Annotated in this window: 11 protein-coding genes and 1 pseudogene; 3 read left to right on the top strand and 9 right to left on the bottom strand. The window is 68.0% G+C overall.

From position 1 onward, the window contains the following. Positions 1-64: 64 nt before the first annotated feature. Both ppc and secG read left to right on the top strand, forming a co-directional pair. On the top strand, positions 65-2,905 hold the full coding sequence (gene ppc, locus ACZ9GM_RS04940; protein ID WP_476037354.1) for a phosphoenolpyruvate carboxylase: 2,841 nt from the start codon (positions 65-67) through the stop codon (positions 2,903-2,905). A gap of 51 nt (positions 2,906-2,956) precedes the next feature. Further along, positions 2,957-3,193 (top strand): preprotein translocase subunit SecG, encoded by a 237-nt coding sequence (secG, locus tag ACZ9GM_RS04935; RefSeq protein ID WP_291473837.1) that lies wholly within the window; start codon positions 2,957-2,959, stop codon positions 3,191-3,193. A gap of 82 nt (positions 3,194-3,275) precedes the next feature. Here the strand turns inward: secG and pgl are convergent, their stop codons facing one another. Genes pgl through tkt form a run of 5 tightly spaced genes read right to left on the bottom strand, consistent with a single transcriptional unit; the run spans position 3,276 to position 9,850 of the window. Beyond that, positions 3,276-4,067 carry a 6-phosphogluconolactonase gene (gene pgl, locus ACZ9GM_RS04930; RefSeq protein WP_291473836.1) on the bottom strand — a complete coding sequence of 264 codons (792 nt, stop codon included), beginning with the start codon at positions 4,065-4,067 and terminating at the stop codon, positions 3,276-3,278. Beyond that, on the bottom strand, positions 4,064-5,113 hold the full coding sequence (locus ACZ9GM_RS04925) for a glucose-6-phosphate dehydrogenase assembly protein OpcA (RefSeq protein WP_476037353.1): 1,050 nt from the start codon (positions 5,111-5,113) through the stop codon (positions 4,064-4,066). The genes pgl and ACZ9GM_RS04925 overlap by 4 nt, the downstream gene beginning before the upstream one ends. Further along, the gene (gene zwf / locus ACZ9GM_RS04920; protein WP_291473834.1) at positions 5,110-6,627 is read right to left on the bottom strand and encodes a glucose-6-phosphate dehydrogenase; all 1,518 of its coding nucleotides are present in this window, start codon (positions 6,625-6,627) and stop codon (positions 5,110-5,112) included. The genes ACZ9GM_RS04925 and zwf overlap by 4 nt, the downstream gene beginning before the upstream one ends. Next, complete coding sequence (gene tal / locus ACZ9GM_RS04915) at positions 6,624-7,730, bottom strand: transaldolase (protein ID WP_291473833.1); 1,107 nt, start codon at positions 7,728-7,730, stop codon at positions 6,624-6,626. Before tal ends, zwf begins: the two co-directional genes overlap by 4 nt. Positions 7,731-7,768: 38 nt before the next feature. Further along, on the bottom strand, positions 7,769-9,850 hold the full coding sequence (tkt, locus tag ACZ9GM_RS04910) for a transketolase (RefSeq protein ID WP_291473832.1): 2,082 nt from the start codon (positions 9,848-9,850) through the stop codon (positions 7,769-7,771). Positions 9,851-10,026: 176 nt separating this feature from the next. On the opposite strand from tkt, the pseudogene ACZ9GM_RS04905 reads away from it, so the two are divergent. Next, positions 10,027-10,950 (top strand): annotated as a pseudogene (locus ACZ9GM_RS04905) (heme o synthase); the annotation flags it as partial. Between the two features lie 337 nt (positions 10,951-11,287). Here the strand turns inward: ACZ9GM_RS04905 and ACZ9GM_RS04900 are convergent. The 4 genes from ACZ9GM_RS04900 to mptB all read right to left on the bottom strand — a co-directional run bounded on the left by ACZ9GM_RS04900 (position 11,288) and on the right by mptB (position 15,910). After that, on the bottom strand, positions 11,288-12,370 hold the full coding sequence (locus ACZ9GM_RS04900) for a COX15/CtaA family protein (protein WP_291473892.1): 1,083 nt from the start codon (positions 12,368-12,370) through the stop codon (positions 11,288-11,290). 104 nt (positions 12,371-12,474) lie between these two features. Then, the gene (locus ACZ9GM_RS04895; protein ID WP_291473831.1) at positions 12,475-13,275 is read right to left on the bottom strand and encodes an ABC transporter permease; all 801 of its coding nucleotides are present in this window, start codon (positions 13,273-13,275) and stop codon (positions 12,475-12,477) included. Further along, positions 13,272-14,216, bottom strand: a complete 945-nt coding sequence (locus ACZ9GM_RS04890; protein WP_291473830.1) for an ABC transporter ATP-binding protein — start codon at positions 14,214-14,216, stop codon at positions 13,272-13,274. The genes ACZ9GM_RS04895 and ACZ9GM_RS04890 overlap by 4 nt, the downstream gene beginning before the upstream one ends. Next, positions 14,213-15,910, bottom strand: a complete 1,698-nt coding sequence (gene mptB, locus ACZ9GM_RS04885; RefSeq protein ID WP_291473829.1) for a polyprenol phosphomannose-dependent alpha 1,6 mannosyltransferase MptB — start codon at positions 15,908-15,910, stop codon at positions 14,213-14,215. The genes ACZ9GM_RS04890 and mptB overlap by 4 nt, the downstream gene beginning before the upstream one ends. Positions 15,911-16,001 lie beyond the last annotated feature (91 nt).

Below are 16,001 nucleotides of genomic sequence, written 5' to 3'. Positions count from 1 at the left end.
AGGGGAACGCGTGGGGGCCGTCCGTCCCCTGCGGGGGCGGGGGAACCGGGGCACAATGGCGGGCATGACCGAATCCCCGCCACAGACACCACACCGACAGTCCGTCCCGGGTACCGCCGTACCCATCGTGCCGCCGGACGTGGACACCCCGGAGATCATCCCGGGAGTCCGCCAGGACATCCGCTACCTCGGTGCGATCCTCGGCGACATCATCAGGGAGCAGGAGGGCCAGGAGGTCTTCGACCTGGTCGAGTCCGCCCGGCGTGAGGCCTTCGGGATCCGCCAGGGCGACAGCACCGTCGAGGACCTCGCCACCCGGCTGCGTGATCTGCCGGCCGACCGTGCGCTGCCGGTCATCCGGGCATTCAGCCACTTCGGCCTGCTCTCCAACCTCGCCGAGGACCTCCATGAAGAGCGTGTCCGGGACCGGCTCGCCGACGCAGGTGACCCGCCGCCGGCGTCCACACTTGCCGCGACCTGGCCGACCCTCACCGACGGTGGGGTCACCTCCGAGCAGGTCGCCGAGGTCATGGGACGGGCCCATGTCGCCCCGGTCCTCACGGCCCACCCGACCGAGACCCGTCGCCGCACCGTCTTCGACGTCCAGTCGGACATCACCCGCCTCATGCGCTCACGCGGGCGCATCATCGCCGCAGGTCTCACCGCCCGCAGCGACGAACGCCTCGCCGAGATCGACCGTGACATCCGTCGGCGTGTCACCATTCTCTGGCAGACCGCGCTGATCCGTTCGGTCCGTCCCCGGATCGAGGACGAGATCAATGTCGGTCTTCGCTATTTCACGATCAGTCTTCTCCACGAGATTCCGCTGCTCAACCTACGCGTCAGTACGACACTGCGGGAGCTCTTCGGTCCCGGGGTACCCGACACGCCCGTGGTCCGCCCCGGTTCCTGGATCGGTGGCGACCACGACGGCAACCCCTTCGTCACCGGCGACACCGTCCGCTACGCCACCAACCGTGCCGCCCAGACAGTCTTCAGCTGGTACCTGGCCGAACTCGCCGAGCTGGAGCACGAACTCAGCCTGTCGACCCGGTTCACCGTGGTCGAGCCGGACCTGGAGGATCTGGCCGACCGTGGCCGCAACGACGTCCCCTCCCGCTCCGACGAGCCCTACCGCCGGGCGGTCCACGGTGTCCGGGGCCGGATCGCCGCCACCGCAGTCACGACCCTGGGGGAGGGGTCCGTGGTCCCCGGTGTCGCCGACGGGCACACCCCGTATCCGGACGCGGCCACCGCACTCGAGGATCTGGCCGTCATCGACCGGTCCCTGCGTGCCTCCAATGACGGACTCATCGCCGACCACAGGCTGGCTACGGTGATCACCGCGCTGCGGACCTTCGGGTTCCACCTCAGCGCACTGGACCTGCGACAGAACTCGGAGAGCTTCGAGAACGTCCTCACCGAGCTCCTCTCCCGTGCCGGCGTGACCGCCGACTACTCTTCGCTGTCCGAAGAGGAGCGGATCTCGCTGCTTACCACGGAGCTTCACTCACCGCGTCCGCTGGTCGACCCGCTGGCGCAGTGGAGCGAGGCGACCGACCGGGAGCTCGGGATCTTCCGTTCGGCTGCGGCCGCCGCCCGTAAGTTCGGCCCGGAGGTCGTGCCGCACTGCATCATCTCCATGGCGTCCTCGGTCTCCGACATCCTCGAGCCGGTCCTGCTGCTCAAGGAGGTCGGTCTCATTCGGGTCGAGGACGGGACGCTCCACGGTTCCGTCGATGTCATCCCGCTGTTCGAGACCATCGACGACCTCAAGGCCGGTGCGTCGGTGATGACGGACTTGTGGTCGTACGACTTCTACCGCACCTATGTCGTCGAGGAGCGTGACGGCATCCAGGAGGTCATGCTGGGCTACTCGGACTCCAACAAGGACGGTGGCTACTTCGCCGCGAACTGGGCCCTCTACGACGCCGAACTGGCTCTGGTGGACGCGTCACGCGCCGCCGGCCTCGGACTGCGCCTCTTCCACGGCCGTGGCGGCACCGTCGGACGTGGTGGCGGACCGAGCCACGAGGCGATCCTCGCGCAGCCTGAGGGGGCTGTGCAGGGCAGCGTCCGCATCACCGAGCAGGGCGAGATCATCTCCGCGAAGTACGGTGTGCGCTCGGTCGCCCGTCGAAATCTCGAGGCGCTGGTCTCCGCCACGCTCGAGGCCAGCCTGCTCCCCGTCGACCGGGTCGATGAACCGGAGAAGGCCTACGCCACCATGCGGGAGCTCTCGGAGCTTTCCCGGCAGACCTACTCCGCCCTGATGCACGAGGACCCCGGATTCATCGGGTACTTCACCTCGTCGACCCCGCTGGCGGAGATCGGCAACCTCAACATCGGTTCGCGGCCGAGTTCGCGCAAGCAGACCAGCAGCATCGCCGACCTCCGCGCGATCCCGTGGGTGCTGTCCTGGTCCCAGTCGAGGATCATGCTGCCGGGCTGGTACGGTGTCGGCTCCGCACTCAGCACCTGGGTCGGGGAGGACGCCGACCGGCTGGCTTTCCTGCAGAAACTGCACCGGGAATGGCCGTTCTTCCGCTCGGTGATGTCGAATATGGCCCAGGTGATGGCGAAGGCCGATCTCGCGGTAGCGAAGATGTACGCGGAACTTGTCCCTCACCGGGCGGACGCCGAGCGCATCTTCGAAGCCATTGTCACGGAATTCCGCCTGACCCTGGACATGTACGTCAAGGTCACCGGAACCGAGAGTCTGCTCGACGACAACCCCGAACTGGCTGTCTCGATGCGCAACCGGTTCCCCTACCTGATCCCGCTGAATCTCATCCAGCTGGAGCTGCTGCGGCGCTACCGTGCCGGAGATGAGTCGGAGGATGTGCTCGACGGAATCCGATTGACGATGAACGGCCTCGCCACCGGCCTCCGGAACTCCGGGTAGTGCTACGATAGGGCCGTTGTCCGTATTGTCGACCGATGTTAGGCAGACTCCGTGATTCTCACCCTCCAGATTCTCCTGGTGGTCACCAGCCTCCTCATGGGGCTTTCCGTTCTCCTGCACAAGGGGAAGGGTGGCGGCCTGTCCAGCCTCTTCGGTGGCGGTATGCAGTCCAGCCTCTCGGGATCGACCGTGGTCGAGAAGAACCTCGACCGTCTGACCATCATCACCGCGGTGATCTGGGTGCTGGCCATCGTCGGCCTTAACCTCGTCCTCAACTACGACCTGTAGGACGCCGTCGGCCGCAGAGCCTGCACAACACCCCCGGGTGGTTCATCGGAACCACCCGGGGGTGTCTGCGGTGCAGGACCTGTCAGGACGGGTCAGCGGCGGCGTCCACATGGACGACAGTCGCCTCAGCGCCCCGGGCACCGGCCGCCGGCCACCGGGCCGGATCGTCACCGGACACCGCGTGGCCTGCGGCCTCGCGCTTGGACTCACCGCAGACCAGCAGCCAGACCTGACGTGCCGAGCGTACGGCGTCCAGGGTCAGGGAGACACGTTCCGGTGGCGGTTTGGGGCAGTCCCGCACGGGGACCACGGTCGCCGTGGCATCGAGCTCGGGGGTGTGGGGGAACAGGGAGTTCACGTGGCCTTCCGGTCCCATACCGAGCAGGTGGAGGTCGAAACCCTCCGGTGCGAACTCGGTCAGCGTCCGCGCGTACGCCTCGGCGGCGGCATCCAGTCCGGGACCGGCCGGGTCCTCACCGTCCGCCGGCACCGGGTAGCGGTGCACGTGCTGCGCCGGGATGCCGACGTGGTCGAGCAGAGCGGCATCCGCCTGCCCCTCGTTGCGCTCGGGATGGTCGGCGGGGACGTACCGTTCATCGCCGAAGAAGACGTGCACCCGGCTCCAGTCGACTGCGGCGACGGGGAAGCTGTCGGCGGTCTCCCGGGCGGCATGGTCCAGCACGGCCAGCTCGGTGAGCACACCGATACCTGCACCGCCGCCGGTCAGTACGATCCGGGCGAAGCCGTCGGCCCCCTGGGCGCCACCGACCCCGCCGTTGCGTTGGACGTCGCTGACCAGGTCGACGACACGACGGGCGACACCGGCGGTCAGTGCCTGCTGGTTGTCCCACACCTCACACTGTGCTGCGCTCACCGGTCGCTCTCCTTGACGGTGTTGTCCCGTCCGGAGGCCCCGGGCCGGGCCACGGTCACCCGGGGCAGTCCGTGGAGTGCGTCGCCGAAGGCGGCGTCCGGCTCCAGGTGGCGGAGTTCCTCGGCCAGGCACTCGCCGAGGGTGCGCCGCTGGAGGGTGACGAGATTCTCGGTGTCCCCGTCGATGATCCTGACGGTCCGGTGGTCGACGACCTCCATGACGAGGTCACCGCCCTCGCAGTGCAGCACCACGCGTTCGACCGGGGCCGTAGGTATGCCGTCGTCGTCGACCGGGATATCCACGGCCTCTCCGGCGTAGCGGGTGACGGACACCTCGAGCTGGGTGGCGAGCCATCCGGCGGCGATGTCCACGGCAGGGTCCTCGGCCGGGCCGGTGATCTCCACACCGGTGACGGTGTCGTCGATCCGCTGGTCCAGGGCACTGGCGAGCAGGCCACGCCACGGGGTGATACGGCTCCACACCAGGTCGGAGTCGCCGGGCGTGTAGCCGATCCGGCGGCGGAAGATGGCCTTGGTGCCCTTGCCCGCGGCGGCGTCCGAGAAAGAGTCCGTGATCCGACGGGAGGCCAGGGTGCCGAGGGAGTCCCCGGCGGGGTTGCGCGGGGAGGTGAAGGGCCACCAGACGACCACCGGGGTGTCCGGCAGCAGCAGGGGTGTGACCACGGAATCCGCGTGGTCGGCGAGTTCACCGTGGAGCCGCATGAGGATGATTTCGGCGGCGCCGGCGTCCCCGCCGACGTAGAGCTCGGCGTCGAGGTAGACCTCGTCGGTCGTGCGGTCATGCACGACGACGATGACGCGGGCCGGGTGCTCACGGGAGGCCTCGTTGGCACCGTGGACGACCGATTCCAGGTCCTCCTCGGAGCGGACCGACACGATGAGCGTGAGGACACGGCCGGTGGACACCTCTCCACGCTGCTCACGCAGGGTGCGGAGCGTGGTCTCGATGCGGTGGGTACTGGTCCGGCCCAGGTTCACTCCGCCGTCCCGGGGGACAACTGAGGTCTCTGTATCAGGTGTGGTCACGGTCGCCTCCAGACTCGGTTGTTGCGTCCCATCATCCGGTCGGCGCCCTCCGGACCCCAGGTCCCGGCGGGGTAGTCCTCCGGACGCCCGGATTCCGCCCAGTGGTTGAGGACCGGATCGAGGATCCGCCAGGACTCCTCGACCTCCTCATTGGTGGGGAAGAGGCTGCCCTCGTCGAGCAGGGCGTCGAGGATGAGCCTCTCGTAGGCCTCCGGGGACTGCTCGGTGAACGCTTCCGAGTAGGAGAAGTCCATGTTGACGTCGCGGACGTCCATCGCCGAACCAGGGACCTTCGACCCGAACCTCAGCAGGACGCCCTCATCAGGCTGTACCCGGATCACCAGGGCATTGTCGCCCTGGGCCTGGGTCTGTCCGTCGGTGAAGGACTCGTGCGGCGCGGACTTGAAGACCAGGGCGATCTCCGTGACGCGGCGCCCCAGTCGCTTGCCGGTACGCAGGTGGAAGGGCACGCCCGCCCACCGGCGGGAGTTGATGCCGAAGGTGGCGGCTGCGTAGGTCTCGGTGCCGGACTCCGGGTCGAAACCGTCCTCCTCGCGCAGACCGGGCACGAACTTCGAGCCCTGCCAACCTGCCGTGTACTGGCCGCGGGCGGTGGTCTGGGTGAACGGTTCGGTCGCACTGGTGGCCTTGAGGACCTTCAGTTTCTCGGCCTTGAGCTCGTCGGGGGAGAAGGTGACCGGCTCCTCCATCGCCACGAGAGCGAGAAGCTGGAGCAGGTGATTCTGCATGACGTCGCGGGCGGCACCGATGCCGTCGTAGTAGCCGGCACGTCCGCCCAGGCCGATATCCTCGGCCATGGTGATCTGGACGTGGTCGATGTACCGCGAGTTGAACAGCGGCTCGAAGATCTGGTTCGCGAAACGCAGCACCAGGATGTTCTGCACCGTCTCCTTGCCGAGGTAGTGGTCGATGCGGAACACCGACGTCTCGGGGAAGACCGCGTTGACGGTCTTGTTCAGCTCGTGGGCGGACTCTTCGTCGTGGCCGAAGGGCTTCTCGATGACGACGCGACGCCAGCCGTCGGTGCTGTCGGCCAGGCCGGAGCGTTCGAGCTGGTTGCACACGTCGGAGAAGTACTGCGGCGGGACCGAGAGGTAGTAGGCCCAGTTCCCGGACGTACCGCGCTCAGCGTCCATCCGGCGGGTCATTGCGGCCAGGTCGTCGAAGGCACCGTCGGTGACGAAGTCGCCCTTGACGAACTGGATGCCGGCGGCGAGCTGGTCCCAGACCGAGTCGCGCCACGGGGTGCGGGCACGGTCACGGACCGAGGAGAGAACCTCCTCCTCGAACTCCTCCTTGGTCCAGTCACGTCGACCGTAGCCGATGAGGCTGAATCCGGCGGGGAGCAGGCCCCGGTTGGCGAGGTCGTAGACGGCAGGCAGAAGCTTCTTGCGGGCGAGGTCGCCGGTGACTCCGAAGATCACCAGGCCACAGGGGCCGGCGATCCGGGGGAGCCGACGGTCCTCGACATCCCGCAACGGGTTCGCTGTCACAGGCGCGCCCCGATCACGTCGAGCAGGTCGGTCCAGGAACTGACGAACTTCTCGACGCCCTCGGTCTCGAGGACGTGGAAGACATCGTCGAGGTCGATGTCTACACCCTCCAGGGCACGGAAGACCTCCGCGGCATCCTCGCCGGTACCGGTGAGGGTGTCACCGGTGATGACGCCGTGGTCCAGAGTGGCCTCCAGCGTGTTCTCCGGCATGGTGTTGACGGTGTGCGGGCCGGCGAGCTCGGTGACGTAGAGGGTGTCGGAGTACTCCGGGTTCTTCACCGAGGTCGAGGCCCACAGCGGACGCTGGATGTTCGCGCCGGCCGCGGCGAGTTCACGCCACCGGGACCCGGTGACCAGAAGGTCGTTGAAGGCCTCGTACGCCAGACGGGCGTTGGCGATGCCGGCCTTGCCCTTGAGGGTGAGAGCGTCGTTGCCGCCGGTCTCGTCGAGACGACGGTCGATCTCGGTGTCCACGCGGGAGACGAAGAAGCTCGCCACCGAGTGGATCGTCGACAGGTCGTGGCCGTTGGCCTTCGCCAGCTCGATACCGGCGAGGAAGGCGTCGATGACCTGACGGTATCGGGCGACCGAGAAGATGAGGGTCACGTTGACGCTGATGCCGGCGCCGAGCACCTCGGTGATCGCCGGGAGGCAGACCTCGGTGGCCGGGATCTTGATCATGACGTTCTCGGCGCCGACCCGCTCACGCAGTGACTTCGCCTGGGCGACGGTCTCCTCGGCGTTCTCGGCGAGACGGGGATCGACCTCGATCGAGACACGGCCGTCGACACCGGCGGACTCGCGGTAGACGTCGGCGAAGACGTCACAGGCGTTGCGGACGTCGTCGACGGCCATGGTGAACACAGCTTCAGTGGCGTCGGCGCCGGCGGCCTTGAGTTCTGCGATCTGCTCGTCGTAGGCGGTGCCCTTGGACATGGCGGACGCGAAGATCGCAGGGTTGGTGGTCACGCCGACAACGCCGGATGCGGCGATGAGGTCGGCGAGGTTACCGGAGGTGATCCGGTCGCGGGACAGGTCGTCGAGCCAGACGGAGGTTCCGGTGGCAGCGAGGTCGGCTACAGGGGTGGTGGAGGAAGACATCGGACGAAGTACCAGCTTTCAGGGAGTGGAGAGTGGGATCAGATCAGGGAGCGGGCGGCGTCCACCACTGCGTCGGCGGTGATGCCGTACTCCCGGTAGAGGGTCTTGTAGTCGGCGGAGGCGCCGAAGTGCTCCAGAGAGACGTTCGCGCCGGTGAGGCCGGTGTAGGCCTTCCACGGCATGGCGATACCGGCCTCGACCGAGACACGGGCGGTGACGGCGGCGGGGAGGACGGACTCGCGGTAGGTGGCGTCCTGCGCCTCGAACCACTCCATGCAGGGCACGGAGACGACGCGGGTGCCCACACCGTCAGCCTCGAGGGTCCCGGCGGCGGCGACGGCCAGCTCGACCTCGGAACCGGTGGCCAGCAGTATGACCTGCGGAACCTCGGTGGAGGACTCGACGAGGACGTAGGCGCCCCGGGCGACGCCCTCGGCGGCCTTCTCCGCGGTGCCCTCGAGCACCGGGATGTTCTGACGGGTGAAGATCAGGGCCTTCGGTGCAGCCGGGGCCTTGAGCGCCGCAGACCATGCCTGGGCGGCCTCATTGGCGTCCGCCGGGCGGATGACCGAGAGATTCGGGATGGCGCGCAGTGCGGCAAGGTGCTCGACCGGCTGGTGGGTCGGGCCGTCCTCACCGAGACCGATCGAGTCGTGCGTCCACACGTAGTAGACGTCGGTGCTCATCAGGGCGCCGAGGCGGACGGCGCCGCGCATGTAGTCGGCGAACTGGAGGAAGGTCGCGCCGTAGGGGCGGGTTGCGCCGTGCAGGGCGATGCCGTTGAGGATCGCGCCCATCGCGTGCTCGCGGATACCGAAGTGGAGGTTACGGCCGAAGGGCTCGGCGGACCAGGCGTCAGTGGAGATGGACTCCGGGCCGAAGGAGGGCGATCCCTTGATGATGGTGTTGGTCGATCCGGCGAGGTCGGCGGAACCGCCCCACAGTTCGGGCAGGGTCGCGCCGAGGGCCTGCAGCGTGGCCTCGGACGCCTTGCGGGTCGCGAGGGACTCACCGGCTTCCCAGGTCGGCAGGTCGGCGTCGAAACCCTCCGGCAGTTCGCGGGCGGTCACCCGGTCGAGGAAGGCCTTGGCCTCCGGTGCGGCGGCGGCCCAGGCGTCGAAGCCCTTCTGCCACTCGGCGCGGTCTGCGGCTGCGCGCTCACTGAGCTGACGGGTGTGGGCGATGACCTCGTCGGCGACGGCGAAGTTCTCTGCCGGGTCGAAACCGAGGGCCTCCTTGACGCCGGCGACCTCGTCGCCGCCCAGTGCCGCACCGTGGACGCCACCGGTGTTCATCTTGGTCGGTGCGGGGTAGCCGATGACCGAACGGATCCGGACGAAGGTCGGTCGGGTGGTGTCCGCCTTGGCTTCCTCGACGGCGGCGAGGATACCGACCACGTCCTCGGCATTGGCCTCGAGGGTCTGCCAGCCGTAGGCGGCGTAACGGGCGACGACGTCCTCGGTGAAGGCGATGTCGGTGTTGTCCTCGATGGAGATCGAGTTGTCGTCCCAGAAGACGACGAGGTTGCCGAGCTGCTGGGTGCCCGCGAGCGAGGAGGCCTCGGCGGTGATGCCCTCCTGGATGTCACCGTCGGAGGCGATGACGTAGATGCCGTGGTCGAACGGGGACTCGCCGGCCGGCGTCTCCGGGTCGAGAAGACCGCGCTCACGGCGGGCCGCCATGGCCATACCGACGGCGGACGCCAGGCCCTGGCCCAGCGGGCCGGTGGTGATCTCCACACCGGAGGTGTGACCGACCTCGGGGTGGCCCGGGGTGAGAGAACCCCAGGTACGCAGCGCCTTGAGATCGTCGAGCTCCAGGCCGAACCCGCCGAGATAGAGCTGGATGTACTGGGTCAGAGAGCTGTGGCCCGCCGAGAGGACGAAGCGGTCACGGCCGACCCAGGTCGGGTCGGTCGGGTCGTGGCGCAGCACCCGCTGGTACAGGGTGTATGCCAGGGGAGCGAGGGACATTGCGGTGCCGGGGTGCCCCGAACCGCAGTTCTCGACGGCGTCCGCTGCGAGCACGCGTGCGGTGTCGACCGCCCGGGTGTCCAGCTCAGTCCAGTCCTCCGGGTAGTTCCGGACGGTACGGGATTCGAGTTCCGGGGGGAGAGTCACGCTGGTGCTGCCTTCCTGATGTTGAAGTGGGGTACCCCGACAGTGTAGTTGCCCGGCGGTGTCTGTGGGGCCGTGGTACGGCGGTTTACGGTCACCGCGTCCGCTCAGGTAACCTGACGGTCTGGCAGCGCCGCCGTAAGACGGCGACATGACGGTGGCGTACGGAGGACAGAAGACCCGTGGAGAAGATCAAGGCGTACATCTCGCTGACCAAACCACGGGTCATCGAACTGCTCCTGGTTGCCGCCATTCCGTCGATGCTCCAGGCACAACGCGGCGAGATCGATCTCGGTCTCGTGCTGCTGACGCTGGTCGGCGGATGGATGGGTGCCGCCGCGGCGAACGCCTTCAACATGATCGCCGACTACGACATCGACCAGATGATGCGTCGTACCCACCGGCGCCCGCTGGCCAAGCACACCGTCACCAAGGGCCAGGCGACGGTATTCGCCTGGTCACTGACGGTCGCCAGCGTCCTGTGGCTCTGGCTGCTGTGTGGCTCCTGGCTCGCAGCCGTGTTCATCCTGATCACCATCGCCTTCTACATCTTCGTCTACACGAAGTGGCTGAAGCGCCGGACCTGGCAGAACGTCATCTGGGGAGGGGCGGCGGGCTGCATGCCGGTCATGGTCGGCTGGGCCACCACGACCGACGCCACCGGCGGCGCGTTCCACGCAGGCTGGGATTCCTGGGCTCAGGCCCTGATCCTGTTCCTCATCATCTTCTTCTGGACGCCACCCCACACCTGGGCACTCGGTATGCGCTACCGGGAGGACTACGAGGCCGCCGGCGTGCCGATGATGCCGGTGGTCAAGCCTCCGCTCGAGGTCACCCGGCAGATCCTCTGGTACACCTGGGCGACCGTGATCTGCTCCCTGCTGCTGGTCCCGGCAGCCGGCTGGGTCTATGCGGTGGTCGCCGTGGTCAGCGGCGCCTGGTTCATCATCCGGGCGCAGGGGCTGCACAACGGCGTGAAGAAGGGTGTGAAGGTCAAGCCGATGAACCTCTTCTTCCTGTCCAACAACTACCTCTCGATCCTGTTCGTGGGTCTGTCGGTGGACGCGGTGATCGGTCTGCAGACCATCGCCGACATGCTCTGACGAGGGGATTCACCCGGGCGCGGGAGGAAGTACCGAAGCCTTCCTCCCGCGCCTTCTTGCGCGCCTGCTGCCGGTGTCAGACGAGAGTGCCGGGTGTCGGACATGAATGTCGGGGTCTCACGGTCGTCGCGACAGTCTCGTCTGACACCGTGACCGCCCACAGGAGACTGCTGTAGGTCGGGGGTAGGGTCGGCGGCCACAGCAGACCGCGGGGAGACACGGGAGCCACGGCCAAGCGGGAGCATCGGGGAGAGACCGAAAGGTCAGGGGGACGCCGAAGGCCCCGCAGTGCACTGGTCTGCGGGGCCTGGGAACGGCTGGTGGGGCGGAGGAGAAACTAGCGGGCAGTGTCCTGCGCCGCGTCCTGCACCCCGTCCTGCACCCCGTCCTGCGAGGGCCCGGTCGCGGGGTCCCAGTTGTCGAAGTCGCGGTCGAGGGAGTCCTCCCCGCGTCGGAAGCGCATGGACCACAGCAGGCCGGTAGCGGCAGTGAGGATCGCGGAACCGATGACGTGCAGCGGCACGGTCCAGCGGGGCACACCCATGTTGTACTGCATGATGCCGACGACTGCCTGGAGCACGATGCCGAGAATCAGCCAGCCGGAGGCCCTGAGGATCCGACGGTCGGCGTGCACGGCGAAGAGGCCGGCGAGCAGACCGACGGTGACTCCCAGGTAGAGGTACATCGCGTGGGCGTGGATGTTCGCCATCTCGATCAGCGCGATCTGGAGGCGGTCGGACTCCTTGATGGCGTCGTCACCGGCGTGAGGGCCGGAGCTGGTCGTCATCGTGCCGGTGACCAGGACGACCGCCAGGGAGATCGCGGAGATCCAGGTGGCCCAGCGCAGTGCTCCCGGCATGCCTGTGCGACGGGGTGCACCGTCAGGTTCCCTGATCTTGACCACCATCACCGCGGCGAAGAAGGTCAGCACCATCGACGGCAGGAAGTGCGCCATGACCATCCACCACGCGAGATCCATGTGGACGGTGATGCCGCCCAGGACCGCCTGGACGATGATGCCGATACCCTGCAGGAAGGCGAGGTGCAGGATGCTGGAGCGACGTGCAGCACGCAGCACGGCCAGGAAGGCGAGGATGGCGGCCAGCGACACCACGAAGGTGAGCATGCGGTTGCCGAACTCGATGGCCTGGTGGATCGCCGGGGCGGCACCGGACTCGGGGACCATGGAGCCGGGCTGGCACTGCGGCCAGGTGGGACAACCGAGGCCGGAGGCGGTGACGCGCACCAGTGAGCCGGTGAAGGTGATGCCGCCCTGGCAGAACACCAGGATGACCGCGTAGAGCCACTGTCGCTGGACCGTCGGTACGGGGAGCCTGCGGCACAGGCCGAGGATCGCCGTGTAGAAGGCGAGAACCCCCCGGTGGAAACCGTTGCCGGTGTGTGCCGCCCGTTCCCTCATTCTCACCAGCGCCTCAGCCACATCGGCCGGCGGTGCGCTGTGCGCCGGGGTGACCGGCGTGGTCTTCTGGTGTGTCTCGGGCGTCGTCGTCACGACCCCTGAGTCTAGTCCCCGTCCATCGTGAACGAGAACCAGCGCAGCGCGGCGAGGGTACCCCCTGCACCCCATACCAGCAGGATGATAAGCGACAGCACGTCGAAGGATCCGGCGGAGGCATCCACCAGTCCGTGGGTGAGAGCCACGGAGGGCAGCAGCCCCATGGCGTCCGTGGCGGCGTCCGGAAGATCAGGGTCGAGGACCGTCACGACGGCCGCGCCCATCAGCAGGAACCAGACGGTGTTGCCGAGCGCCAGGACCATATCGGACCCCAGCGTCCCACCGAGCAGCAGCCCCAGTGAGGTGAAGGTGGCCGCGCCGACCAGGATGAATACGACGGCGGGGAACAGCCCGACCAGGTCCGGACGCCAGCCGAGGAACAGAGCGATCGTGGTGAGCAGGACAAGCTGGATCACCACGGCAGACAGGACGGCGGCGATCTTGCCGCCGATCAGGGCCCAGGTGGGGACACCCGAAGCGCCGATACGTTTGAGTGCGCCGTAGCGCCGGTCGAAGGCGACGGCGATCGACTGGCCGGTGAATCCGGCACCCATCAGCGCGATCCCCAGGGTCATCGGGTAGATCTCGTCGACCGGGTCGTCGAGGTCTGTGACCGGGAGGAGACTGAAGACGATGAGCATCCCGATCGGGATGACCAGGGTGAGGAGCTGCTGTTCACCGTGCCGGAGGAAGAGCAGGCTCTCGATCTTCGCCTGGGCACGCAGCAGTGCCGACGCAGGTGCGGGGGCCGGCCGGGGGCTGAAGGTACCGGGGGCGAAGCGGTCGGAGGCGTGTCGGGTAGGGCTCATGCGCGGATCTCCCGTCCGGTGATGTCGAGGAAGACGCTCTCGAGGCTGCGCTGCTCCACGCTCAACGAAGTGATGAGGACGTCCTGCGCCGCGACGGCGTCGGTCAGCGCGGTGATGAGCTCGGGGGAGACCGGCGCCGTCACCGTGAAGCGGCCCGGGCGGACCGCACTGACGGTCACCCTGGGATCGTCCAGCCGGTCCGCCAGGGCGTCGAGGTCGATACCGGAGGCGCAGCGTACCGAGATCACCGGGTCGGCGGTACTCGTGAGCTCGGAGACAGACCCCTGGGCGACGACCGCCCCGTGGTCGATAATGACGACCTTGTCGGCCAGCGCCTCAGCCTCGTCCATGAGGTGGGTGGTCAGAACCACGGAGACGCCGTCCCGGCGCAGGGCGGCGATGAGGTCCCACACCGCGAGCCGGGACTGTGCGTCCAGTCCCGCGGTCGGCTCATCGAGGAAGACCAGCTCGGGGCGTCCGACCAGGGCGAGTGCGAGCGAGAGGCGTTGCTGCTGGCCGCCGGAGAGCCGCCGGTAGTTGGACTTCTCGTGTCCGGCGAGGCCGACGGTCTCCAGGAGCCAGTCAGGGTCCAGTGGATCTGCGGAGTAGGACGCCGCGAGGCGGAGCATCTCCCCGACACGGACGCCCGGGTAGGCGCCACCGCCCTGGAGCATGATTCCGATCCGGGTGCGCAGCCGGTCGGCGTCGGTGGTGGGGTCGGTCCCGAGGACGCTGACCGTGCCGGCGTCCGGGGTGATGAAACCCTCGCACATCTCGACCGTGGTGGTCTTGCCGGCACCGTTGGGTCCGAGGAGCGCGAGCACTTCAGCGCGTCCGAGCTGCAGGTCGAGGCCGTCGACAGCCGTCACCGTCCCGAAACGCTTGACGACGCCGCGGAGCTGGAGGACCGGCCCGTCGGTCGGAGTGGATTCACTTCTCACGGCGCTCCACTGTAGTCGGCGGCCCGGATACGACGGTAAAAGACCGTGCCGGTGATCAGGAGAACCAGGAAGAAGATGATAAACATCACGTAGATCAACGAGACCGTGGAAGCAGGCAGATTGAGGCCGCGGGGGAGGACGAAGAAGCTGAGCACGGTGGAGATCGCGGCGACAGCCACGCGGAAGCCCGGACGGTCGGCCCAGGCCGCCAGCGGCATGACAGCCCACAACAGGTACCAGGGGTGGACGACAGGGAAGAAGACCACGAGGATGAACGTGGCGACGCCGAGACCACCGACCGGGTGGATCCGGCCACGGAAGGCTGCCCAGAGCATCCTCACGACCCAGAAGGCGCCGATGCACAGGCCGACGACCCGGGCTGCACCGAGGGCGATGTCGGTGTGGTCACCGAGGCCGAGTCTCCCACCGACGGAGCCGGACAGAATGCCGACGTCGGAGGTGACGGACATCCAGCTCACGACGTCGGCCGCACCGCCCTGCACACTGATCCATCCGAGGCCGAGTCCGGTACCGAGAGAGAAGACCAGGACCACGGCAGCGGATCCGACGAGGAACAGGCCGGCGGCGGTGAAGAGGTCGCGGAGCCTGCCACCGAGGTAGCGGGCCAGGGCCACCCCGACGAAGCCCAGCGCGAGAAAGGCGGTGACCTTGACCATGCCGGCACAACTGATCAGCACGATGCCGGCTGTCCCGAGCCCGATCCGGCGCCGGGTGCTCAGGGCGGCGAGCTTGTCGGTCGCCATGAGCGAGAGCTCGAGACCGGCGAGAAGCAGCCCCATCATCAGGGCCTCATTGTGCAGGCCACCGATGAGGTGGAGCGGGACCAGCGGGTTGAGCACGCCGAGCCACAGGGTCGCCTGGGGTCGGATGCCGCAACGCCTGGCCAGCCGCACCATCGCCCAGGCGGCCAGGACGACGCCCATAACGGCGACCAGCCGGTGCAGGACCACGGCCGTACCGACGGTGTCTCCGGTGATCCGGTAGATCAGGGACGCGATACCCACGGCCACCGGTCCGTAGGGGGCGGGGGAATGGGACCAGACCAGTGGGACCGACCGGGCGAGCGGGTCATCGACCCCGAGCAGGTCGGCAGGCCCACCCGAGTAGGGGTCGAGCCCCTGGGCGGCAATCGAACCCTGCGCCAGATAGGAGTAGATGTCCTGGGTGAACAGGGGAGCGGTCGCGACGAAGGGCAGTGACCAGGCGAGGATGATGCGGTAGAGCGTCCGCAACGGAGCAATCGGGGAGGGCGTCCCGTCAGCACGCACGGAGGGGATGCAGTACCGCCACATCATCAGCCAACCGAGGACGAGGAACCCGATGCCGACGAAGACGGTCACCGTGGTGCTGTGGAGCAGCAGGGAGAGGAAATTGACGACCGGGAGGGACCAGAGACTGTTGTCCACCACCGGAACCGCGCCAGCCCCGAGTCCACCGAGAGCCGCGAGTACCGCCCCGAACGTGCCGGCGAAGGCAGCGGTGCGGAACCGGGTGCGCTCGCGTCGGGTGAAGGGGACCGGTCCGACGTCCTGACCGGTGGCAGGCGCGTCGGAAGGACCCCGGTGCAGCAGGGCACTACGCGAGCCGGCGGCACCGATGTCCGGGAGCAGGGCGCGCAGCCCTGCGGCGTCAGAATGGTCCGGTCCGCGGTCCGGTTTGTCGGGGTGGGGCACACCGGTAGTCTACCGGTGCCCCGGATCCACCCCGGATGTTGCGTAATTCCCCGCGCTACGTTCTTTCCAAAAGTGCAGTTCAGCCTACCCT

The organism is Corynebacterium sp. UD i78, assembly GCF_056280545.1.
This window is presented reverse-complemented; position numbering and strand designations above follow the sequence as displayed.